This window comes from Anaerosacchariphilus hominis (genome assembly GCF_014290175.1).
GTDB classification, from domain to species: Bacteria; Bacillota; Clostridia; order Lachnospirales; family Lachnospiraceae; genus Laedolimicola; species Laedolimicola hominis.
Window position 1 is genome coordinate 1 of the sequence record NZ_JACOOR010000012.1, and the last position, 22,294, is coordinate 22,294.

At 43.7% G+C, this 22,294-nt stretch carries 17 protein-coding genes and 3 pseudogenes; 13 read left to right on the plus strand and 7 right to left on the minus strand.

Annotated elements, in window-relative coordinates; translation table 11 throughout:
- The 3 genes and pseudogenes from H8S44_RS15385 to H8S44_RS15395 all read left to right on the plus strand — a co-directional run.
- Nucleotides 1-405: pseudogene (locus tag H8S44_RS15385) on the plus strand (IS256 family transposase); the annotation flags it as partial.
- A 242-nt stretch (nucleotides 406-647) separates the two neighbouring features.
- Entirely contained in the window at nucleotides 648-1,232 is a 585-nt protein-coding gene (locus tag H8S44_RS15390) for a recombinase family protein (RefSeq protein ID WP_186872255.1), read from the plus strand.
- Between the two features lie 577 nt (nucleotides 1,233-1,809).
- Nucleotides 1,810-3,450: a diguanylate cyclase domain-containing protein gene (locus H8S44_RS15395; protein ID WP_243167631.1), complete on the plus strand. Its 1,641-nt coding sequence runs from the start codon at nucleotides 1,810-1,812 to the stop codon at nucleotides 3,448-3,450.
- Between the two features lie 789 nt (nucleotides 3,451-4,239).
- Here the strand turns inward: H8S44_RS15395 and H8S44_RS15400 are convergent.
- The 3 genes from H8S44_RS15400 to H8S44_RS15410 all read right to left on the minus strand — a co-directional run bounded on the left by H8S44_RS15400 (nucleotide 4,240) and on the right by H8S44_RS15410 (nucleotide 9,324).
- On the minus strand, nucleotides 4,240-5,616 hold the full coding sequence (locus H8S44_RS15400; RefSeq protein WP_186872256.1) for a restriction endonuclease subunit S: 1,377 nt from the start codon (nucleotides 5,614-5,616) through the stop codon (nucleotides 4,240-4,242).
- Nucleotides 5,606-8,002, minus strand: a complete 2,397-nt coding sequence (locus H8S44_RS15405) for an N-6 DNA methylase (RefSeq protein ID WP_186872257.1) — start codon at nucleotides 8,000-8,002, stop codon at nucleotides 5,606-5,608. Before H8S44_RS15405 ends, H8S44_RS15400 begins: the two co-directional genes overlap by 11 nt.
- A 218-nt stretch (nucleotides 8,003-8,220) precedes the next feature.
- The gene (locus H8S44_RS15410; protein ID WP_186872258.1) at nucleotides 8,221-9,324 is read right to left on the minus strand and encodes a hypothetical protein; all 1,104 of its coding nucleotides are present in this window, start codon (nucleotides 9,322-9,324) and stop codon (nucleotides 8,221-8,223) included.
- A 335-nt stretch (nucleotides 9,325-9,659) separates the two neighbouring features.
- On the opposite strand from H8S44_RS15410, the pseudogene H8S44_RS15415 reads away from it, so the two are divergent.
- The 6 genes and pseudogenes from H8S44_RS15415 to H8S44_RS16535 all read left to right on the plus strand — a co-directional run.
- Nucleotides 9,660-10,142, plus strand: a pseudogene (locus H8S44_RS15415) (tyrosine-type recombinase/integrase); the annotation flags it as partial.
- Nucleotides 10,143-10,611: 469 nt separating this feature from the next.
- Nucleotides 10,612-12,108, plus strand: coding sequence for a DNA/RNA helicase domain-containing protein (locus tag H8S44_RS15420; RefSeq protein ID WP_186872259.1), 1,497 nt, complete (start codon nucleotides 10,612-10,614; stop codon nucleotides 12,106-12,108).
- Between the two features lie 17 nt (nucleotides 12,109-12,125).
- The gene (locus tag H8S44_RS15425; protein ID WP_186872260.1) at nucleotides 12,126-12,629 is read left to right on the plus strand and encodes a hypothetical protein; all 504 of its coding nucleotides are present in this window, start codon (nucleotides 12,126-12,128) and stop codon (nucleotides 12,627-12,629) included.
- 225 nt (nucleotides 12,630-12,854) lie between these two features.
- Entirely contained in the window at nucleotides 12,855-13,325 is a 471-nt protein-coding gene (locus H8S44_RS15430) for a low molecular weight protein-tyrosine-phosphatase (RefSeq protein ID WP_186872261.1), read from the plus strand.
- Nucleotides 13,322-13,636: a DUF362 domain-containing protein gene (locus H8S44_RS16530; protein WP_243167632.1), complete on the plus strand. Its 315-nt coding sequence runs from the start codon at nucleotides 13,322-13,324 to the stop codon at nucleotides 13,634-13,636. Before H8S44_RS15430 ends, H8S44_RS16530 begins: the two co-directional genes overlap by 4 nt.
- 12 nt (nucleotides 13,637-13,648) lie before the next feature.
- A pseudogene (locus H8S44_RS16535) lies at nucleotides 13,649-14,113 on the plus strand (nitroreductase family protein); the annotation flags it as partial.
- Between the two features lie 110 nt (nucleotides 14,114-14,223).
- On the opposite strand, the gene H8S44_RS15440 reads toward H8S44_RS16535, so the two are convergent.
- The 4 genes from H8S44_RS15440 to H8S44_RS15455 are packed head-to-tail and all read right to left on the minus strand — an operon-like array spanning nucleotide 14,224 to nucleotide 16,889.
- Nucleotides 14,224-14,778: a prolyl-tRNA synthetase associated domain-containing protein gene (locus tag H8S44_RS15440; protein ID WP_186872262.1), complete on the minus strand. Its 555-nt coding sequence runs from the start codon at nucleotides 14,776-14,778 to the stop codon at nucleotides 14,224-14,226.
- A 28-nt stretch (nucleotides 14,779-14,806) separates the two neighbouring features.
- Nucleotides 14,807-15,685: a class I SAM-dependent methyltransferase gene (locus H8S44_RS15445; RefSeq protein ID WP_186872263.1), complete on the minus strand. Its 879-nt coding sequence runs from the start codon at nucleotides 15,683-15,685 to the stop codon at nucleotides 14,807-14,809.
- A complete protein-coding gene (locus tag H8S44_RS15450; protein WP_186872264.1) occupies nucleotides 15,669-16,112 on the minus strand; it encodes a threonine/serine exporter family protein in 444 nt (147 codons plus the stop codon). Before H8S44_RS15450 ends, H8S44_RS15445 begins: the two co-directional genes overlap by 17 nt.
- Before the next feature lie 27 nt (nucleotides 16,113-16,139).
- Nucleotides 16,140-16,889: a threonine/serine exporter family protein gene (locus tag H8S44_RS15455; protein ID WP_186872265.1), complete on the minus strand. Its 750-nt coding sequence runs from the start codon at nucleotides 16,887-16,889 to the stop codon at nucleotides 16,140-16,142.
- A 263-nt stretch (nucleotides 16,890-17,152) separates the two neighbouring features.
- On the opposite strand from H8S44_RS15455, the gene H8S44_RS15460 reads away from it, so the two are divergent.
- Genes H8S44_RS15460 through H8S44_RS15475 form a run of 4 tightly spaced genes read left to right on the plus strand, consistent with a single transcriptional unit; the run spans nucleotide 17,153 to nucleotide 22,284 of the window.
- On the plus strand, nucleotides 17,153-18,691 hold the full coding sequence (locus H8S44_RS15460; RefSeq protein WP_186872266.1) for an FGGY-family carbohydrate kinase: 1,539 nt from the start codon (nucleotides 17,153-17,155) through the stop codon (nucleotides 18,689-18,691).
- Complete coding sequence (locus tag H8S44_RS15465; RefSeq protein WP_186872267.1) at nucleotides 18,684-20,789, plus strand: BglG family transcription antiterminator; 2,106 nt, start codon at nucleotides 18,684-18,686, stop codon at nucleotides 20,787-20,789. Before H8S44_RS15460 ends, H8S44_RS15465 begins: the two co-directional genes overlap by 8 nt.
- Nucleotides 20,786-21,085 carry a PTS sugar transporter subunit IIB gene (locus tag H8S44_RS15470; RefSeq protein ID WP_186872268.1) on the plus strand — a complete coding sequence of 100 codons (300 nt, stop codon included), beginning with the start codon at nucleotides 20,786-20,788 and terminating at the stop codon, nucleotides 21,083-21,085. Before H8S44_RS15465 ends, H8S44_RS15470 begins: the two co-directional genes overlap by 4 nt.
- Complete coding sequence (locus H8S44_RS15475) at nucleotides 21,076-22,284, plus strand: PTS transporter subunit IIC (protein ID WP_186872269.1); 1,209 nt, start codon at nucleotides 21,076-21,078, stop codon at nucleotides 22,282-22,284. The genes H8S44_RS15470 and H8S44_RS15475 overlap by 10 nt, the downstream gene beginning before the upstream one ends.
- Nucleotides 22,285-22,294 lie beyond the last annotated feature (10 nt).

Consider the following 22,294-nt stretch of genomic DNA (forward strand, 5'->3'; position numbering starts at 1 on the left):
GAGCGGCTACTGAAAGCAGAAAGAGCGCTGCTTAAGTTAATTAGAGAACGAACACTCTTTACATACCTTGATGAAGAATTGAAAGATGATTTTTCAGCACCATTTACGAATAATCGAATGGAAGGTGGCGTTAATTCGAGACTCAGAGAAATGTTGAGAAACCATAGAGGTCTGTCGATTGAAAGAAGAATAAAAGCGGTTTACTGGTGGTGCTACATACACTCGCCAGAACCACTTCCATTATCTGAAATCGTAAAAGTGATGCCCACAGAGCAGAGCATAGCAGCTATATATCAGAGGATGAATGAGAAGAACCGATTGGAAAAGAGTCTCTCTATCTGGGGTGATGCAATTGTTTGGAGTGATTTGCATAAAATGGATAGAACGTTTGATGGCTGGGATTAGCCATCAACACGTTTTGTCCTATAACCCAAAATAGAGGTGTGCAACTGGAATTTGCAGGCATAAAAATAGATGTATAAGTGAAATCAAAGCTTATACATCTATTTTTATGCGATAAATTCGCAAAGAAGGGTGCTTTCTGTTTATATGATTGTGATTGGGTCATTGCCTTACCTTATAATAGGAAAAGAACCGTACATCCCCAAAATGAGGATGCAGGATGCTGTTATAAGGAGGAAGACACAATGGATTATGGCTATATCCGGGTTTCGACGATGGGCCAGAACGAAGATCGACAGCGGCTGGCGATGGAGCGGGCGGCCGTCCCCAAACGAAATATCTATATGGACAAACAGTCAGGCAAGGATTTTGACCGTCCGCAGTACAAAAGGCTGGTTCACAGGCTGAAAAGCGGCGACCTGCTTTATGTAGGAAGTATCGACCGTCTGGGCCGCAATTATGAGGAAATTCAACGCCAGTGGCGCATTCTGACCAAAGAGATTGGCATAGACATCTGCGTGCTGGATATGCCTCTGTTGGACACCCGCAACGGCAAGGAGCTGATGGGAACGTTTATCGCCGATCTGGTGCTGCAGATTTTATTCTTTGTGGCTCAGAGCGAGAGGGAAAACATCCGCAGACGGCAGGCCGAGGGGATAGCGGCAGCCAAAAAGCGGGGCGTGCGGTTCGGCAGGCCCAGGGCAGAAGTACCGGAAGATTTCGCCGCCATTGTACAGGAATGGAAAAAAGGCTGCATCACCATAGATAAAGCTCTGCAGAAAAGCCAAATCAGTAAATCGACCTTTTATAGACGTATAAAGATTTCATGATATAGTCTAAAGCATATAGGTTGGTATCAAATCGTACATGTTTTGACAAATTATTACTTATTAAAGTGTAACACGTTCCTATGTTGAAATCAAGAGAAAAAGAGCTTTTTCGAGCTGATATTTTGGCGATATTACTGTTTATATCCATTATTCCGCGAGATATTTTGACATATATACTAAAATCCCGGGTTATACCAGCGTGGAAATACGCAAAATACGTAATTGGGTTTGCGAAGCGAATGCTGCTATTTTTTGATTGAACCAGATTTTTGAGGGAATTCAAAATATGTAATTATAGAAAAGGGCGGTATTGCAAAAACATCAGATTTTGTTGCAGTTGGAATACCCGCTGTTGATGTTGTGAATATGTCTTTAAGGGCGATAATCTGATTTAATATTTCTATTGCATTTCAGGACTAAAATGTTTGCAATATTCAAAAAATACTGGGAGTGTGTGAAGTGAAGAAAAAAAATATTTATTTCTCTTGTTGTTTTTTTGATAGGAACGTGTCTTGCAGGTCTAATCGTATACAAAACAAATCTTCATGAAAAAGAAAATAAACTCACAATAACGCAATTGAATGCAACAACCTATGGTGAACGTATCAAACAGGAAATTTCTGATGGAATTGAGATTACTCATACGTTACAGCAACTGCTGATTGACGGAAATGGGACCATTAACAAATTTGATATGATTGCGAACAATTTAGTGAATGATTCTGTAGAAAGTATACAGCTTGCTCCAAATGGTGTTGTGACTGATATATATCCGGAAGAGGGAAACGAAGCAGGGAAGATTGCTCTGCTTAATGATAAGGAGCGAGGAAAAATATCCTGTTATGCAAGAGATAATCATATACTGATTACACAGGGACCATTCGAATTAAAACAGGGTGGAGAAGGAATTGCCGTTCGCAATCCGGTTTATTTGGAAGATGGAACGGGACAGGAATATTTCTGGGGATTTACGATTGTTATTCTGCGTGTTCAGGATGTTTTTTCAGGGTCGCTCAGTGCAGTATCAGAATTTGGATATGAGTATAGGCTTTCCAAAACAGTTGCTCCATGGGATGATACTTATGAAATCGTTTCTCAGTCAGATGATAAATTAACTTCTCCCATTTCTTATGGATTTACTATAGGTGAGGAAAAATGGAAATTTGAATTAATGCCGAAGGGAGGCTGGGAAAATAAAAAGTCTGTAATTCTGCTTGGAGGAATTCTTAGTGTTATCGTCCTGCTACTGACAGGTCTTACCTGTGTGATCCTTATATACAGAGAAAATAAGATTAAATTTCAAACTTTGGCGAATATGGATGCTCTGACTAATATTTATAATCGTTATGGTTTTGATACACTGGCAGATAGGATGATTGCAAAAAATCCAAGGAATCATTATATTGCTGCATTACTAGACGTAGATGATTTTAAACTTATCAATGATGTTTATGGACATACATACGGAGACCGTGCCTTAAAAAATCTGGCTGACAGCATGAAAAAGTTTTTTCCATCTGATGTATTGTTGGGACGAAATGGAGGAGATGAGTTCTGCGTCCTTATACCGAATTGTACTTATGAAGATGCAAAAGAAAAGTTAACGCAATTTACAAAGACACCGAAAACATTTTTGTGTAAAGGGGAAGAACATTCTTTTTATATTTCTCTCGGTTATGCGGAATATCCACGGAGTGGATCAAATCGTTCTCAACTCATGCGATGTGCAGATGCAGCACTTTATGAAATAAAACTACATGGAAAAAATGGATGTATGGCATATCGGGAAGGACTTCAATCAGGAGTCCGTAAACAACTGGGATTTGCGCTTAAAGATGTTTCAGAACATCTTCCGGGTGCATTTATTATTTATAAAGCGGATAAAAAAGATGATGAATTGTTTTACGCCAACCGTGAATTTCTTCATATGATAGGATACAAAAATTTGGATGAATTCTTTTCACATACAAAGAAAAGTTTTCGAAACCTGATCCGAGAGGATGAACAAAAACAGATGGAATCCAGCATCTGGAAACAGATTGACGGTGGCAATGAAAATGACTATATTTATTTTCATATGAGAAAAAGTGACGGTTCTTATATTTCTGTTCTTGACCATGGAAGAATTGTGGAGACACCTCAATATGGCAGGGTGTTTTATGTAATGTTTATAGATTGGGAAGATATACATATTCATTACAGTGATTTAATCATCTAGAATTAGATTGTTGGTGTTCTAGGTGGTATATTAATTGCCTGCCTGACTTCAAAAGAAGAAACTTGATTGTTCGTTAGCAGAGTATTTTACGATTGATGAGGGATTATGCGTTCAAATTATGAATATAGGTTCTTTTAATAATGAGCCAGCAACCATTGCTCTTATGGATCCTTATTTAGAACAAAATGGGTAGGGCTTATAATTACGAAGACGAAATTAGCGTGACGAGAGATGCATCTTGGGAAGTTTGGGGAGAACGTCAGTATAGAACATCTGATAATACAGCGAGACCTATTGGATATTCGCAGCACGTATCCAATGGAAAAGTATAGCGGAATTGTATAGATTCAATATGGTTCAAAAACACAAGGATAAAGACCAGGTGTATTTTGACCTGCAACAGGAAAATAGCCCTTTTGATATATTAATGGAAAGCTATTTAGACCTATATTCCAAATTATGTAACGATTTGGATGCTACTTATTATGAATGTTATACTCAATACTTATGATAAAAGTGCTTTTTATCTGCCACGGCACTCAAGTTTTATGATAATGCATACCCTCGCAGACTGGGGTAGAGTATGGCATAATAGGGCGGAAAGCCTTGGAATTACTACTGTTTCGACTACTAAGGCGCATGGTCGGATAAGCCAGAATAGTGGGAGAAATTGGAAATATTCCTTAGTAGTAACCTACTACTAAGCGATGGCAGATGTACAAGAGTTTGAACAGATAAAGCCACAATCTTTGGTAGTAAGACTACCGGGATTGTGGTTTTATCCGTTTATTAAAATATTTCTTTTTCAAAATTGATAAGAGCATTGGTTTTACATTCATCGGCCTTAGCGCAATAATTATTAGCACCATCTTTGGCATCAAAGTATTTTTTAATTATTTCTTGCTGAATAGGAATGGAAGGAACAGGGATGCGAATGGCACCAATTTCATCACTGTTAATATTACACTGACCTGCTGTCTGTCTACTTACAGCATCTATTTGCTTCCTTACTAATGGCAGCATAAATAGAATATTCACATACTCTGGGAGCACAAGGCTTGTATCAAATCTATATCTAATAAGATAAGAAGCATAAGTATAATCTCCATCTAGATTGAAGATCGCAGATTTGCCAACAAGCTCTTTGCTATTGGTACGATTGATTAGAAAATCCCCCTTTTTTAACAACCATTTATCTGGTTCATTAGCCGTTGTGGCACTACTTTTGGGTAAGTATTTTAGCTGACTACAATCTATTTCACCGTTTACAATGTTTGGCATTCTTAACATCGGAATCATGCCATCTTTTTGTGTTAAAGAAGCCTTTGAGGATAGGCCAAACAAAGATTCTTTCTGCAATTGTGATATTTCATAAGAAGGATATTTGAAGCTTTTATACACTTTTTCAAGTTTTCCTTCCTTGAGAATGTAAGCAACTTCCCACCTGTTCATATCAGAAAATGATATGGTCTGTATTAGATTTGCAATCTCTGTGGTCTTCGGAGGCTCATCTTTTAAGTTTGAAACGTCAGCTTGAATACTTAGCAATAAACCATCGCTGTAATCATTAGCCATTTTGATATTTTCTTCTGCTTCATTAAGCTTAGCATGATATGCGTCAAGAATTATCTGTTGGTCAGACACGTTAGGAACGGGGGCTTTTATAGCTGCTAGTTTTTCAAAATGCAATGTTTGTCTAACTGAACCAGTTGTCGAATCCTTGATAAGCTTATTGAAGAAATCACTTTTCATCATCAGCCACAAATATTCAGGTAGAATAGTATCCTTACAACTAAAAACAACATATGCAGGACTTATATAACTACCTTTCAAATTAGGTGTTTTTATTCCTATTGAACCTACATTAATTCGATATGGGTTGTAGGCTAACCAATTATCTTTTACAACATGGTACTTTTGTTTAATTTTGCTTCCTTTTTCAGTAGAACCATCAAACATACCGATTTTATTTGACACGCCTAATATGGTGAATTCTTTGGTAGGCTCATCAGATAGTTGTATTTTTTCTGTTTGATGAATTAAATGTTTTCCTAATTCCTCCACGGGATATTTTGAAAGTATCTTTGCAAAAAAGAACTGTTTCACATCCCATTGGGAAAATGAAGAAAAAGGAACAGTTGAAAGTAGTGCTGGTTTATTGCTCATTCAACACCACCTCCTGACTACCAATATACCTACAATATTTTCCGTCGGTATTCATGGCATAGATTATTTCATTGTTTAAAACTGGCCATAAATTATTCTGTATTCTATAAGCTGAGTATTCATCTACTAACTGCGGTAACTGATTTCCTTCAGATGCAGCACCAGTCGTTGTGATTCCAGCATCATCAATCTTTGCAATAGGAATATCATAATCAAACTTCTTCTTAACAACCGGTTTGGTCTCTTCATCAATCTGCTTATAAAGTTCCTTCAATTCTTTTTCAGCAGTTTTCTTATTTAGCCTATTGTCAGCTTGCTCTTTTTTGATTGTTGTTATTTCTGTCTCAACTGATGTTGTATTTTTCTTGTCCTTCTTTGCCTGCTTAAGCTTTGTCTGTGCCTTCTTAAGGTCATCTTTAAGTAATTCCGTGAGAGCATCTGCTTTAGCAATAGTGGCTTCTAATTTGTCAATTTCTGCTTGGTGTAAAGCTGTTACTTCAGCAAGTGCTTCAGACTTGCAATTTGCATATTCAGATTCTTCATCATTTGTGAATCTTCGCATAAAAACAAGACTTGGTTTTACAGTTGCGCCTGCAGCTATAAATACATCCTGTGGGATAGAGCAAATCAGAATAATTTTTGCTTTTCCTTCAAAATATTCTCTAACAGCCTGCAGGTTTTTATTGTTTAGAACGCCTTCTGGGAGTACCATCCCCATACGACCTCCTTTTTTTAGAAGTCGTAAGCATCTTTCCATAAATAAAACTTCTGTCAGTGTAGAAGTATTACCTAAATCGTAAAGAGATAGTAATGACTCGCCGATATGGTCATCAACCTGCTTTAGGGCTTCATCGTAAGCTGCACCATATTTTTTCTTATATTTTTTCTTCATTTCTTCGTCAGTGAATTTATCTGCTTCTGAAATGAGCTGACCTCTATCCACATTCTGACCAAAAGGTGGATTTGTTAAGATAACATCAAATCTCTCTTCAAAAATACCATTAACATTAAGCAACCCGTCATGATGATGCACACCACCATGACCATCGCCATGCATAATCATGTTCATTTTAGATGTACGAGCCATACGTGGATTAGCATCTGTACCATAAATGCAATTCCTAGAAAGCTGATACATTCGACTATCCTCAATGCCAGTATCTAATTCAGTATTTAATGCTGCTTGCATTTTATCTATGGAATGACTTATCTTTACTTGTTTATCTTCTGGAAGAGCATCGTAGTCATTCCCTTCAATGGAAAGTCTTAAGGAATCCTTTTTTGAACGGATATCTGCCTCTATTTTTTCTCTTACATATTCAAAAGCCTTAATTAAGAATCCACCAGAGCCACAGGTAGGGTCACAAATTACCTCACCCTCTTGAGGGTCAAGAATCTCTGTCATAAAATCAACAATAGTTCTAGGGGTGAAGAACTGTCCTAATTCGCCTCTGAATGTTGTTCCGAGGAATTCTTCGAATGCTATTCCTTTAACGTCATCTTGCGTATCGGATAGATTAAATGTTTCAAGTTTCTCCAAGATTTGAATGAAACTATTCTCTCTGATATTTATTTCGTCTTTATCATCAAATAATCTGTCATCTTTAAAGAACTCTTTAGTAGTTCTAAATAAAAACTGCATGTAAGAGAGTGCGTATAAGTCAGTGCCCTTTAGACCCGGTCTAACATTTTTTTCGTGATTTTGGGCAGCATCAAGGTATTCCTGTTTTGTGAATACTTTCATACCCTTATTGTCACGCTCGAATCTAATTTTCATGAAAAGTAGTTTGCTGATTTCGTCAAACGCAGCCTCTGGAGATAGCTTATCATTATTCCTAATTATGTTATGACAAGCGCGTAACGTCTTTGTGAATTCATCACGTGTAAAAAGCTTGGTTTGATTTTTGATTTGTTCAATTCTTGCAGCATCATCTAAATCTTTAGCAGTAGGAATAGCTACAACTTCATCTAATTTTTGAGGTAAATATGCAGGGTCTACATTAAAATATTTTGTTTCTTTTTCGTTTGTTGTTACAAAGAATTCTGCATGTGCCCAAGAAGCATAATTAAATCCTTGGTAATAATCTTCAACTCGAACCTTAACATTTTCAGCTTTGCACTCTACTACAATAAAAGCAGCCTTTTTGTCTTTTTTGTCCTGCTCACTTTTCCAAATTACAATATCTGCGCGAGCTTTACCTTGACCACGTTTGGAGTTATTTACTTTAAGTTCCTGATCCATTTGTTCAAGAGAGTACCCATATTTGTTAGCAAGAATAGCGATGTAATATTGACGAACTCTTTCTTCTGGTGTTGATACGTGCCATGCTTTCTTTAAGGGACAATATATTTTCCCGTCTTTTTCTTGTACTTCTAAATCTGCCATTATGTATGTCCTCCGTTAACCCCATGGGGGAGTATTATCTCTGTAACTATTCATCCTAAAGACCGATGCCCCCTTACACACGTTTTTTCGCGAAATTGCATAGGGGGGAATTCCGGTGTCTTTTAACATTTTTTATATAATATCATAGCACATAATTGCATGTAGCTGGCTGACATTAGATACAATAATCTATTTGCCTTTCCGCCAAATCATACAAATTAATGTGTTCTTTTCTTACCTTTTTGAGCCTTTTCAATGGCTTTTCGCTCACGATAGGCTTTTTGTTTTCGGGCATTCCGAACCTTCTGGCATTCTTCGGCATCACAAAATTCCTGTCGGTTACTTTTTCGGATTATGAATTTACCACAGTTCCGACAACGAATCATAATGCCTTCTGGACGATTATCCGATTTGCCTTTATCTTCTGGTGCAGGGTCTTCGGAAAGCATTCTTGCAAGTGTCAGCCATGCAATATCAAACACGGAATTAATATTGGTAGAAAATTCCAATCGGTTAGTACGTGGATCTACCTTTAATTTCATGGTAAATTCCGGGATGATGTCAATAAGTGCATTCCGTAATTCATCGTAATCGTCATATGGTGTGGTTGCAAATTCTCTGGTTGGAGGTTTTTCTGCCGGATGATTTTTAATGTACTCATTATCAATTCGCATTTCTTCTATGAGATTTCCTTTTGCATCCCCATAATCTAAATCATCCGGTATTGCAACGATAGGATGCTTATATTTATCAAAGAAAGAGTAGCCCTCAAAGTATTTTCCTTCTTTGGATAAATCATATGCAGCTTCGTCATTGGCAATACAGACACCTTCGAGAGCAACATAAAACATGACTGCATTATATAATTTACCAAGATCATCTAGGAAGGTGTTAATCTCAAATGTTCCGTCTCTTTCTACCATTTCTGCATCGAAGCTATTTATATCAAAAGATTTATTCAATTCAGAATAGATGAAATCAATATTATATGGATGCATATTATTTGTACACCATTCCATGATGAGCTGTGTATATGGAATTTTATTATCAAAGCTGTTTATCTGCATTGCCAGATTGCAAAGGCTGGTAAGCAGTCCCTGTCCGGAAAGAAAATCTTCTTTAGGAAAGATGGGTTCATATCCGGGGCGGCAAAATGGTGTTGCACAATAATCATCGCTTTTATCAATATCAAGTTCATATTTCTTGAATCGGAAAGGGTGGTAAATCAGTTGCCCGATACCACCGATTTCTTTAAAACCTAATATATCTGTTGTTTTATCTGCTTCTGATGGGATCACCTCATCATTCCAGTTTAATGGCATATCATACCTCATCCCAATCGTTAATTCGTAACCGTTAGCGTTACCGTCAGTTTTTGGAGTTCGGTTACATTATAGCTTAAAATATTCTTGAAAACAATAAAAAGTTACACAAAATGATGTAACGGATTTGTACATTGACAATTTCATCCCGTTCTCAATGAACAAGCCTCTGTTACTGCGTGGACCGGTAACCGCCAAGAGCGGTAGCAGAGAAACAATCGTTGAAGAGACGGACACAACAAACTATACGGAAGGAGCAATATCATATGGAGAAAACGACTATGAGTGTACAGGAATTATCTGCACAGATGGGAATCAGCCTGCCAAAGGCATATGAACTTGTAAAGGCATCGGGATTTCCAACAATACGAATCGGAGCAAGAATTCTGATTCCGATTGAAGCCTATATTGAGGACAGAAATGCACCGAAAGTGGAGAAGTCCATAGATGGATATAGCAGATTCCTATTTTATGATGATAATGGAATGCCACTTGTGGCAATGCACTGGCAGCATCGATTCAATCATATGGTCGGCAGATACAATGATATCTACCGAGTACAGATGCCAAACATCACGCCTCATGTATGCCGACACACCTATTGCAGCAATATGGCAAAATCGGGAATGAATCCCAAGACACTACAGTACCTCATGGGGCATTCGGATATATCAGTCACAATGAATGTGTACACGCATATCGGATTTGATGATGCCAAGGAAGAACTGAAACGAATGGAAGAGTTTAGGAAGGCACAGGCGGAGGTTGAACAGAAGAAAGAGAAACCAATGTCGCAGAAAAGGTTCAAGGCAATTTAATATGGAAAAGGGATGATGCTCCGGCTAGACGAGGCACTTTTTGATTGTGGAAATAGGTGATTAGTGGTATAATATAAATATATTTTTTGCCTATATGGAGCATTGTAATTGGAGTATTAGCAACAGCAGTAACGATGTCACTTTCCGTAAAAAGTGGTTCAAATTTGTATGAAAGTAAAACGAAAAAATGCAAGAAACAGAGCTACGAAAAAAACAGTAAGAGATTATTTGTTAGATGGAAAGGGGTAAGTAAAATGACAATTGTATTTGCAACATTCATGGTGAGTATTGGTATTCTTGGGCGTGACTCGGTGGTGTGTGGTTAATATAAAGATAAGAATGCGTTGAAAATAGGAAGGAGTACCTTTGGGTTCGAATCCCAACACGCTCATTCGATAACCTACTTTTCACAAGTGGGTTATTTTCAATTCTATGTAGATAAGATGTTTTAATGGAGATTTAAGTACAAATGCGAGCAGTCAATTTATACACTCTTACTAGAAAAATAGATGATGAGATTTATGCAATGTACGAAAGTGCTTTGTCAGATAGAGAAGAACCAATAAGGATAAGAATTGAAGAAATTAACCAGATAGCTGGGCTTGTAAATAACTTTATCTTTCATAGAGCAACGGCGGAATGTTTTGATAATTGGTTTTATTCATTTTCAATACCTCATATTGGAAAGGAATTTGATTTGCTTAAAATTGGAACTAACAAAATTGCTGTAAATATTGAATTAAAAAGTCAAGAAGTACCTGCAGAAAAGATTGAATATCAATTATTGCAGAACAGATATTATTTATCCCATATTGCCGATAATATATATAGTTTTTCTTTGGTTGCAGGAGCGGATGGTAATAGCAAATTGTATGTATTAGATGGGAAACTTAAGGCAACTACATTTCAAGATATTCTTAACAAAATATGTGAGGTGCAGAATCCTATAAATGATAAATTGGAAGATTATTTCAAGCCGAGAGATTATCTGGTATCTCCGTTAAATACTCCTAAGAAATTTATTCACGGAACATATTTTTTGAATGTTCAGCAGAATGAGATAAAGAGGAAGATTATTAATGGAATTAATGGAAACAATAAAATATGGGGGATACAGGGGGCAGCAGGCACAGGAAAGTCTCTTTTATTATATGATATAGCAAAGACAGTTTCATCGGAGTTTAGAGTGTGTGTTATACATAGTGGAATTATATGTGAAGGGCATAAAATATTGAATAGTTGCTTGCAGAATGTTTCGGTAATTGAGGCTAAAGCAATAAGTGAGGAACTTATTAGTCAATATGATATTATCTGTGTTGATGAGGCACAAAGACTTTACAAGAGCAGCGTAGACATGATTTTAACTGCATATGAAGTGGGTGTTATTAGAGGCGTAATTTTTGCGTATGATTTTGCCCAAGTATTATCGAGAACAGAATTTGCAAGGAACAATCCTAAACGATTGAAGGAAGTAGTTGGCTTTAGAGAAGAAAAATTGTCTGATAGAATTAGAACGAACAAAGAATTGTATTCTTTTATAAGAAATTTATTAAGATTGGGAGATAAAGCAAAACAACATATAGAGTATAAGAATGTCGATATATTGTATGCCAATGATGTTGATGAAGCGGATAGACTTGTAGAAATTTATAAAGGAAAAGGCTATATCCCAATTACATTTACTCCATCGCATTATGTATCGAGTTCTATTGATCATTATTCAAGGTATATAAATTCTCATGAGGTAATAGGGCAGGAGTTTGATTATGTTTTGGTTGTGATAGATAATAATTTCAGGTATGACACGAATGGGGATTTGACAGCTAGAGAACACCCCAATCCGGAATATCTGTTTCCAAGATTGTTTTATCAAAATATATCAAGAGCAAGAGAAAAATTATGTATTGTTGTAATGAACAATCAGGAATTGTTTGGGAAACTATTATGTATAAAATGTGGTGAATAACTCGGAAAAGACAAATAATGAAAAAAGTAAAAGTGTTAGAATTACAGAAATCTTTTGGAAAATATGAGATTATTACAAACGAAATATCAAGGTACAAAGGTGTGTGCGGTGTATGGGTAATGTACGATAACCATAATCATTTATTAGAGGTGGCACAGACTACGGATGTTTTTAAAGAATTGGCTTATGATTTGTCATGGCTACTGAAGAAATGTTCACATGATGGGGATTTGCAAAAAAGATATACAGCAAGAAGATTATTTGAATTCAATCAAAAATTTGATGTTCTTTCATGCGATAAGAATAGAACGACAGCTAAATACAGAACTATTGCAGAAAACGTTGAGGAGATATTGGTATATTTGATAGTTGAGGACAGAGCTATGAGTAGAGATAAGACAGTGCGTGAAAAAATTGAATTGGAAATAGCAATAGATAATAAAGCGTTATATTGGAACGCTTTTGGTATTCAACGTAAACTGGCAAAAGATTATTACAAAAATAAGTACGAATTGAAATAATTGGTTGGATGAAAAAGACAATGCTTTCAGCGGTTGAAAAGATGGAGGAAAATCCTTGGTAGTAAGAATTTTCGTTTTACTACCAATTTTACTACTAACAGCCCGCAATAACTTGCACCATCTTGCCCTATTTTGCTAAGATGTCAGCCAATACACACATTTTACAAACCCCGGAAACCCTTGCAAAGCAGGGCATTTCAGGGCAAAAAGGAGTAAATCAAAACTATGATAAAAGTACTTTTCATCTGCCACGGCAATATCTGCCGTAGCACCATGGCCCAATACGTCATGCAGGATCTGGTAACCCGCCACGGTCTTGCGGACCATTTCTATATAGATTCCGCCGCTACCAGCATGGAGGAGATCGGAAACCCGGTACACCGGGGAACCAGGGCGAAGTTAAAAGAGGTGGGAATTCCCTGCGGGGACCATCGGGCGGTGCAGATGCAGCGATCTGACTATGACAAATACGATTACATCATCGGCATGGACAACTGGAACCGCCGGAATATGATGCGGATATTGGGAAAGGATCCGGAAGGAAAGGTGTCCCTGCTTCTGGATTATACGGATCATCCGCGGGATATCGCGGATCCCTGGTATACCGGTAATTTTGACGCGACCTACAACGACGTGAAAGAGGGGTGCGAAGCTCTGCTGGCGCATATTGGGGAAACAAAGGGAGGAAGATTATGATCGAGATAAAGAAGGAAGCCTGTGTGGGTTGTGGCAAATGTGTGAAGGACTGTGTGGCCCACAATATCATTCTGAAGGACGGAAAGGCGGAGCCAAAACGGGAATGCTTTCTTTGCGGCCACTGCGTGGCTGTCTGTCCGAAGGCTGCCATAGTCATTCCGGAATATGATATGGCTGAAGTGGAAGAGTATCAGAAGGATAGCTTCGCGCTGGAGCCGGAGACGCTGCTCCATGTCATTCAGTTCCGACGCAGTATCCGGGACTATCAGGACAGAAAGATTGAACCGGAGAAGATAGAAATGCTGGTGTAGGCAGGACGTTATACGGCCACGGCGAAGAATAACCAGAACTGCCATTTTATCCTGGTGCAGCAGGAACTGGAGAACCTGAAAAAGGTGGTGTGGGAGTATATCGACGAGGAGGTCAGCGTTCCGGCAGCGGAGCTGCCGAAGGAGCTGGTGCCCTTTGCCAGCTTCAATCGTCACAGGAAGGCGGATCCGAAGGATGATTTCCTGTTCCGGAACGCCCCGGCGGTGCTGTATCTCACCTCCGACTGGGATCTGGACGCGGGATTGGCAGCTCAGAATATTGAGCTGATGGCAGTGTCCCAGGGGCTGGGAGCTCTGTTTAACGGCTATCTCCAGCGGATTTCCGATAAAAATGAAAAGCTGAAGAAATGGCTGGGCATGGAGGGACAGACCATCAAAGCCTGTATGCTGCTGGGTTATCCGAATATCAGTTATGCCCGGACAGCACCGCGGCGGAAAGCACAGACCATTCTGCGGTAAAGAGTGAATAGAAAAGGCATAAAAATAGCGTCACAGAATCGCGGCGAAAGGATTCTGTGACGCTATTTTGCAGTTTTCAAAGTTTTTCCGCAGCGAGCGGAGCATGGGCTCTACAGTTTTACAAAAATCGCCTCATGATGTACCGCAGGCAGAAACTTCTGAAGTACATCGGCAGTCTTCATCTTAAGGCTGGAGGTATTGATGCAGGGATGACAACCGAATTCCTCCTGGGCCGTCACATCTTCATCAATGATAAGCTGGACCTGGTTTTCCAGGTCATTCATCAGCGCCATGACGGTGGCAGAGCCGGGCGTCACGTTCAGCAGCTTTTCCATGTACTCTGCCGGAGCGAAGGAGAGACGGGAGGAACCGATCTGTTTGGACAGATCCTTGGTTTTGAATTGCTTGTCTCCGGGCATCAGCAACAGATAAAATTTGGTTTTCTGAGTGTTGCAGAGTACCAGGTTTTTGCAGATCTCGATACCCAGAAGCTGATCCACGCCCTGGCAGTCCTCGATAGTCATGGCCACTTCGTGATCCACGCGGGTGAAGGGGATCTCCAGTTTATCCAGCAGGTCATAGACAGCCATTTCTTTATCCAGACGGCCCTCGGCGCTGGCGGGACGGCCGGTGTAAATCTGCGGATCGATAAAAATGCTACTCATAATAAAATCCTCCGGTATATTTTGAAAGTCATTTTCGCTCCCAGCGTCCGCTGGCTCCGCAGGGAAGCGCCAGTCCGCTGGCAGTCACAGGCAGTCCCACCTCCTGGGAGTCTACCGTTCCGTTGAACTTTTTCAGCTCTGTGGCGATCATATAAGTCAGCACCGCCGGGGCAAGGCCGGTGGTGTAGGAATTCACCAGGAAGAACAGCGGGTCGTCGCTGAGAAGCTGGGCGCAGAGACGGATCAGAGGGTGAATGGCTTCCTCGATCTTCCAGATCTCGCCCTTGGGTCCTCTGCCGTAGGAGGGCGGGTCCATGATGATGCCATCGTAATGATTTCCGCGGCGGATCTCACGCTCTACAAACTTTACACAGTCGTCCACGATCCAGCGGATAGGCGCGTCGCCCAGACCTGAGGAGCGGGCGTTTTCTTTGGCCCAGCCCACCATGCCCTTGGAGGCGTCCACATGGGTAACGGCAGCGCCGGAAGCAGCAGCAGCCAGGGTGGCTCCGCCGGTGTAGGCGAAGAGGTTCAGTACCTTGATGGGGCGTCCGGCGTTCCGGATCTTTTCCCCGAACCAGTCCCAGTTGGCAGCCTGCTCTGGGAAAAGGCCTGTGTGCTTGAAGCTGAAGGGCTTCAGATTAAAGGTCAGATTGTTTTTACCATGGCACAGGGGATACTGGATGGTCCACTGCTCCGGCAGGTCGAAGAACTCCCACTCGCCGCCGCCTTTTTTGCTGCGGTGATAGTGGCCGTTCATATGCTTCCAGCCCGGCAGCTTCCGCTCCGTGTCCCAGATAACCTGAGGATCCGGACGGACCAGCAGGTAGCTGCCCCAGCGCTCCAGCTTTTCTCCTTTCGAAGTATCCAGTATTTCATAATCAGTCCAGTTATCTGCGATCCACATGATAATCTCCTTTGTTCTTTAAAAATAAGCGGAAGATACTGTCCACTACCATGATGGACAGGGCGATCATTCCGGCTACAATCAGTGTCTGCGTAATATTATAGGAAGTCATGCCGTCGGAACGGATGACCGAGCGGGCGATCCGGAACATACCGGCTCCCGGAACTAACGGTAAGATTCCCGTGATGACAAAAATGGTAACCGGCGTCTTCAGAATCCTCGCGAAGAGTTGTCCGCAGAGGGAGATCAGACAACCGGACAGGAAAGTGGCCATGGCCATGGAAAAATCCAGTTTCAGCAAAAACAGGTAAAGCCACCAGCCCACAGCGCCGGTAAAGCCGGCCCAGACGATATATTTGCGCGGTACGTGTAGCAGAAAGGAAAAAGCCACGACGGAAAAGAATGCGCCCATAACGTGCAGCAGCATAAAAGCCTCCTTTTCATTCAGAAAGTTTTAATTCAGAATACGAAGTCCGATGACGATGCCCATGGCCACGGAAGCAGCGGTGACGAAGGCCTCCATCATCCGGGCCGTGCCGGAGATGTAATCTCCGTGGAGGGTATCAAAGACGGCATTGGTGATGGCCACGCCGGGAACCAGAGGCATGATGGCCGCCACGATAATGGAATCCAGATTCCCGATGATCGGAAGAAACTTCAGAAGGCCGCCCGCAAACAGGGAAATAACCACGGCGCTTAAGAGAATTCCGAAAAAGGACGGCAGCTTCATACGGTTGCACACATACAGGCAGATGGCCATGAAAAATCCGGCTACCGCAGCTACAAAGGCCTCCTGGAGGGTTCCTCCGTAAGTCAGGGCAAAGGCCGCGGCCACGCCTGCGTTGGCCAGCAGAAAGGCCCGGGGCGGATGAGGTTCCTTTTTCAGCCGCTTGATCTGCCGGAAGGCCTCCTGCAGTTCGATTTCCCCGCTGCAGAAGCTGCGGGAAATGGCGTTAATTTCATTGATAATACGAAGATTTGTCTCTCGGCTCTGAATTCGGCGGGCCACCGTCATGGATTGGATGGAAGGGTCGTCCAGGGTTACCAGAAAGCCGGTGACCATCACGAAGGCCTCGGCAGTTTTCAGTCCCGACAGGGAAAGCATCCGGTGCATGGTGTCCTCTACCCGGTAGGTCTCGGCCCCATTGGCCAGCATCAGTTCTCCTGCCATAACGGCAGTATCCAGCAGAAGTTTGTAATCCATAAAATCGTCCCTCACAGCACAGCGCCGCCCGGAGGGCGGCTCTGCGCGATAGTCTATGGATATTATAACTGCGGGGGAATGCGGGGTCAATATAAATCAGCAGGAAAAGAAGTGTCAGATGGTAGGAAAGTGGTAGGCGGAATCTCACGGTTCAGGGAAATGGCAAATAACTGCATTTTCCCGGGAAAGGGATGTGACTTTTCTTTAAAACCCCGGGCGGATATAATTTAAATATCATAAAAAACAGACAAATAGGTGGTAATATGGCGAAATTTCTGATAGGATGTGATATTGGGACAAGCGGTGCGAAGGCAATCCTTGCGGATGCAGAGGGAAAGGTATATGCGGACTACTATGTGGAATATCCTTTGTATTCTCCTAAGGCGGGCTGGTTCGAGCATGATCCCGAGGATTACTGGAGAGTATTTAAAAAGAACATGGCGGAGATTCTGAAAAAATCAGAAATCGATCCCCATGAAATCGCCGGAATCAGCGTCAGTGCCTGCTCACCCTGCTGTGTTCTGGTGGATCGGGAGGGAAATGCGCTGAAAAGAAGCCCAATTTGGATGGATCGAAGGGCCCAGGAGGAATGTGAGCAAATTCGAAACATCTATGACGATGAGGAAATCTTTCAAGTGTCAGCTAATCCGTTGGATCCACACAGTGGAGCGGTGAAACTGCTCTGGGAGAAAAATCATAATCCGGAGCTGTACCGGAAGACCTATAAGATGTTGAATCCGGCTAATTATATCGCGATGAAGCTGACCGGCGAATTTGTCACCGACTATTCCAACGCTTCCCTCATCGGAATCGTCTTCGACATCGTGAAGCGGGAATGGCGGGGCGACATGGCAGAAAAGCTGGGGATTGATCTGGATAAATTTGCCCGGCTGACCCCCTGCCATGAGATCGCCGGAGAGGTGACGAAAAAGGCGGCTGAGGAGTGCGGACTCTGCCCGGGAATCCCGGTGGCAGCAGGAACTGTGGACTGTAACGCGGCGTGGTTGGGGAATGGTTCCACCAGGCCGGGAGACGCCAGTCTGGTCATGGGAACCGCGGGAGCTCTCGGCGTAGTTCACAGCGAACCGAAGTTTACCCGGGGTCTGACCACGATCATCCACACAGCGGATTCGGAGCATCTGTACACCACACTGGCCGGAACCTCCACCTGTGGCGGACTGCTCCGGTATCTGAGAGATACCTTTACCAGAGAAGAGAGTGAACGGATGAAGGCGGAAGGAAGGGATATCTACGATCTGTTTTCTGAGGAGGCAGGGAAGATCCGCGCAGGCTCAGACGGCCTGATCGTGCTTCCCTATCTGTCTGGCGAGCGGACCCCCATCTGGAATCCCAAGGCCAGAGGCCTGGTATTCGGCCTGTCTTTTTCCCATACGAGAGGACATTGGGTGCGGGCCATGATGGAGGGCGGCATTTACGCCATCTATCACTGCCTGAAGATCATGAAGGAAAATGATCTGGTTCTGAAGGAGCCGATTCTGGTCAGCGAGGGCGGTTCCAAAAGCCCCTTGTGGCGGCAGATCGCTTCCGATATCATGAATGTGGAATTGGATTACATGAAGAACGCCAAGGGCGCGCCCATGGGAAATGTGATCAACGCAGGTGTGGCAGTGGGACTGTTCCCGGATTTTGATGTGGCAAAGAACTTTATCAAAGTGGATCAGACCCATCATCCGGATGCGGCGCAGCATGAGATTTACGAAAAATACTTTGCGGTGTACCGGGAATTATACGGGGATGTAAAGCGGCATTACGAAACCATATCGAGGATAAGAAATGATTAGCCAGAAGGATCTGAAGATATTAGTCCTCCTGCTTGAAGCGGCGGAGAAAGAAAAACGGGTTTCCATAGAAGAACTGGCAGAGCGGCTGGGACTTTCGGTGCGGACCGTGCGCAACAATCTGGAGCGGATAGATGATTACCTGAAAAACAACGGATTTCCGATCCTGGAGAGGGATCGGAAATTCGGCATTTTGCTTGGAATCCCCCGGGAGGAGCTGGAGGCGGCCAAAAAGAAGCTACTGCAGATGAACCGGGAAACCTATGTGTTTTCCAAGGAAGAGCGCATCCTGTACCTGAAAATGCTGCTGTTCGAGGCGGAGGATTATCTGACCTACGATCAACTGTCGGAGACTCTCTTTGTCAGCAGAAAGACCGTTATCGACGATGTCCATCAGGTGAAGGAGGACTGCGAGGCCTGGGAGATCCGGGTGACCGGAACGAAGAAAGGGCTGAAAAGCCTGGGAACGGAAAACGCCAGGAGGAGCTGCCTGACAGACAGCCTTCTTGGTATGTTCACCCCACTGGAGCTGTGGGAGATCCTGCGGGACATCTACCCCAATAAAAGCAGTATCATCGAGAAAACCTGGAATGAGATTGCCGGCAGCGAGCATGTGGTGCTGTGCGAAAAATGCCTGCGGGAAGCGGAAAACGAAGTGAAGCAGACGGTCACTGATGCCCAGTATTATATGGTCATCGGATTGTCTGCCTTTGTGCTGTCCAGAAGGGAACGGGGAAAAGAGGCCCTGCCGGAGACGGCGTGTATGGAAGCGCCCCGGTACCTGAAGGCATACTATGAAAAGCTGGAAGAGATCCTTCCGGGCTTCGGGCTGGAGGAACAGGTCTGGATCTTAAATGAGCTGGACCGCATCTTCCACCTGGAGAATATGGAGCGTTCCGAGAGCCTTTCCATGGCCATGACGGAACAGCTTTTGCTGGAGACCAGCGAACGGCTGGATAAACCCTATTTCGGGGACGAGGAACTGCGGAGCAGTCTCCAGAAGCATCTGATTTCCCTGATTGAGAACAGCTTTATGGGCTGCGGTATGGAACAGAAGGGAATGGAGCATATCGTGCGGGAAAACCGTGCCCTGTATGAGTGCATCCTGAGTTGCCTGGAGCAGTACCCGGAGGCGGAATTTTACGGGAACCGGGAGGAAGAAAGCGCCCTTCTGATGCTACATTTCCTGGCGGCAGACGAGAGGAGGATCCTGAAAGCGACCACAGGCTACAGTACGGTGATTATCTGTAACAACGGAGTGGGAACGGCCAAGATCGCGTCAGCACGGATCAAGCAGTATTTTCCGCAGATTCGGATTATCACCACCACGGCAGCCCGGAACGCGGCCCGGGAGATTCAGGAGGAACAGCCGGATTTCCTGATCTCTACGATTCCCTTTCAGCATCCGAATATTCCGGTGATTCATGTCAATACGCTGCCCACAGAGGATGATCTGAAGAAAATCCGTCAGTTCCTTACGGGAAACGCGCGGCAGAATAAAAGAGTGCCGGTATCGGATCTCTATTCCCGGGTGATGGACGTCATAAGGGCGACCTGTGAGGTGCGAGATGCGGAGACCCTGGAGCGCCAGCTGCTACGGCTGTTCCCCCAGGAGGAGCGGTCCCCGGAGCTGCTGGACATGCTGACGGAAGAGGTGATACAGACGGGGGTGCAGGCGTCTGACTGGGAAGAGGCTATCCGAAAGAGCGCGGAGCCCCTGGTCCGGCAGGGAAGCGTGGAGGGCGGATACGTGGACAGTATGGTGCAGACCGTGAAAAAGATGGGTCCCTATATCGTGATTACCAAGGGGATCGCTCTGCCGCATGCGCCGTCTACGGACGGAGTAAACCGTTCCTGCATTAGTCTGGCTACGCTGAAGGAACCGGTTTCCTTCGGCAATAAGATGAACGATCCGGTAAAACTGATGATCTGCATCGCGACCGTGAATAAAAAGGAGCATATGCGGGAAATGTCCCGTCTGATACAGTTTATCAGCAACAAGAAAGCAGTGCAGGAAGTCCTTGAGGCGAAGAATGAAAAAGAGATTCTGAGAATCGTGCATCAGATACGGCTTCAGGAGACAGACAGGAGGAAAACGTGAAGATAGTAACACTGTGTACGTGTGGGTTGGGAACCTGCTTTGCATTGAAAATAAAGGTGGAAGAGGTACTGGAGAGTCTGGGGCTGAGCTGCGAGGTGCTTCCCTGCGATTTGAGCAGCGGCTTTCTTGAGGCGGCGGATCTGTATGTGGTGCCCTACGGCCTGGATGTCGATGTGAACTCTTTGGGCGGCTTTGGGGTGTTGGTCATTGAAGACGTGCTGGATACAGAGGAGATAGAAAAGAAGCTGCAAGAGAGCTTTGAAAATATGAAACGGAGTGGATATCCATGGAAGTGAACTGGTTTATAACGATACCCTGGCTGCCGGCGATCACGACGGCAGCTTATCTGACGGTAAAGAAAAAAAGTCCCAGTGAGATCATAGAAAATACCGTAAAGGCCATGCTGGGCTATTATCTGATCTGCGCGGGAGCCTATCTGGCCATAGAGGCGATGTCGCCGCTGGACGCCCGGATATATGGTGCCACCGGGACCCATGTGGGGATCCTGAATACGGAGCTGATGGGAGCGGTGCTGGTTGAAAAGAGCGGAAACGCAGGATTTCTGACATTTTTGCTGGCCTTCGCCGTGAATCTTCTGCTGGCAAGAAAACTGAAAAAGGGATATCTGTTTCTGACAGGCCATCATTTACTGTTTCTGAGCTTGATGACCTGTTTCGTGATCCGGGAAAAAATACAGCTGTCACCGCTGGCAGCGGCAGCGCTGGGCGGTATGATTACCGGAATCTATATCTGGTTCTGCGTAGGGGCCAGCGCGGGCTGTATGGAAAAGCTGAAGCCCGGAGCAAGGGCGGGCCTTGGAAATTCCGCTTCCGGCGCGGCCGTCATAGGAACGGTGGCGGGCCGCTGTTTTCGGAAGAAAAAGAAGCTGGAGTACTATGGAAAAGAGGGACGAAATACAAGCTTTGTGACTTCGATTGGCGTGATTACGGTATTTGTGCTGTATCTTGTGATGCCGGGAACGGGGAAGAGCCTTTCGGAAGCGGCCCGCTGTGCGCTCATGTACGGAGCAGCACTGTCGGCCATCGTGTACGGGTTACGGATGTTGCTGGGAAATGTGATTCAGATGTTCTGGGAACTTGGCAAGCGGTATGTGCCGGATCTGGTGACGGGGCTTGACTCTACGGCGATAGTGTCCTATTCGCCGGGAGCCTGGAAGGCCGGATTCTGTGCGGCGTCTGTGACAGCGGCCATAGCCTCGCTGCTTCTGTTTGTCACGGGCAGTCCTTTTGCGGCGCTGCCGGGCTTTACGAGTCTCTATTTCGCAGGAGGTGTGGCAGGTGTATTCGGCAATATGGAAGGCGGAAAACAGGGCGCAGCCCTTGCAGGGGCAGTGACCGGAATCGCGGTGATTCTTCTGACTAGCGGCCTGGTGCTTCTGTCGGGAATGGGCGTCGGATACGGCATGGCTTTGGGAGAGACGGAGTACGGGATCCTGGGTTGTCTGCTGAGCGTGGTATTGAATGTCATAAAATAACAGAATAAAG

Excerpts from the sequence above, each read along its gene's own strand:
- H8S44_RS15390 (WP_186872255.1), top strand. The coding sequence starts at position 648 with ATGGATTATGGCTATATCCGGGTTTCGACGATGGGCCAGAACGAAGAT.
- H8S44_RS15400 (WP_186872256.1), bottom strand. The coding sequence starts at position 5,616 with ATGAGCAATAAACCAGCACTACTTTCAACTGTTCCTTTTTCTTCATTT.
- H8S44_RS15405 (WP_186872257.1), bottom strand. The coding sequence starts at position 8,002 with ATGGCAGATTTAGAAGTACAAGAAAAAGACGGGAAAATATATTGTCCC.
- H8S44_RS15410 (WP_186872258.1), bottom strand. The coding sequence starts at position 9,324 with ATGCCATTAAACTGGAATGATGAGGTGATCCCATCAGAAGCAGATAAA.
- H8S44_RS15420 (WP_186872259.1), top strand. The coding sequence starts at position 10,612 with ATGCGAGCAGTCAATTTATACACTCTTACTAGAAAAATAGATGATGAG.
- H8S44_RS15425 (WP_186872260.1), top strand. The coding sequence starts at position 12,126 with ATGAAAAAAGTAAAAGTGTTAGAATTACAGAAATCTTTTGGAAAATAT.
- H8S44_RS15430 (WP_186872261.1), top strand. The coding sequence starts at position 12,855 with ATGATAAAAGTACTTTTCATCTGCCACGGCAATATCTGCCGTAGCACC.
- H8S44_RS16530 (WP_243167632.1), top strand. The coding sequence starts at position 13,322 with ATGATCGAGATAAAGAAGGAAGCCTGTGTGGGTTGTGGCAAATGTGTG.
- H8S44_RS15440 (WP_186872262.1), bottom strand. The coding sequence starts at position 14,778 with ATGAGTAGCATTTTTATCGATCCGCAGATTTACACCGGCCGTCCCGCC.
- H8S44_RS15445 (WP_186872263.1), bottom strand. The coding sequence starts at position 15,685 with ATGTGGATCGCAGATAACTGGACTGATTATGAAATACTGGATACTTCG.
- H8S44_RS15450 (WP_186872264.1), bottom strand. The coding sequence starts at position 16,112 with ATGCTGCTGCACGTTATGGGCGCATTCTTTTCCGTCGTGGCTTTTTCC.
- H8S44_RS15455 (WP_186872265.1), bottom strand. The coding sequence starts at position 16,889 with ATGGATTACAAACTTCTGCTGGATACTGCCGTTATGGCAGGAGAACTG.
- H8S44_RS15460 (WP_186872266.1), top strand. The coding sequence starts at position 17,153 with ATGGCGAAATTTCTGATAGGATGTGATATTGGGACAAGCGGTGCGAAG.
- H8S44_RS15465 (WP_186872267.1), top strand. The coding sequence starts at position 18,684 with ATGATTAGCCAGAAGGATCTGAAGATATTAGTCCTCCTGCTTGAAGCG.
- H8S44_RS15475 (WP_186872269.1), top strand. The coding sequence starts at position 21,076 with ATGGAAGTGAACTGGTTTATAACGATACCCTGGCTGCCGGCGATCACG.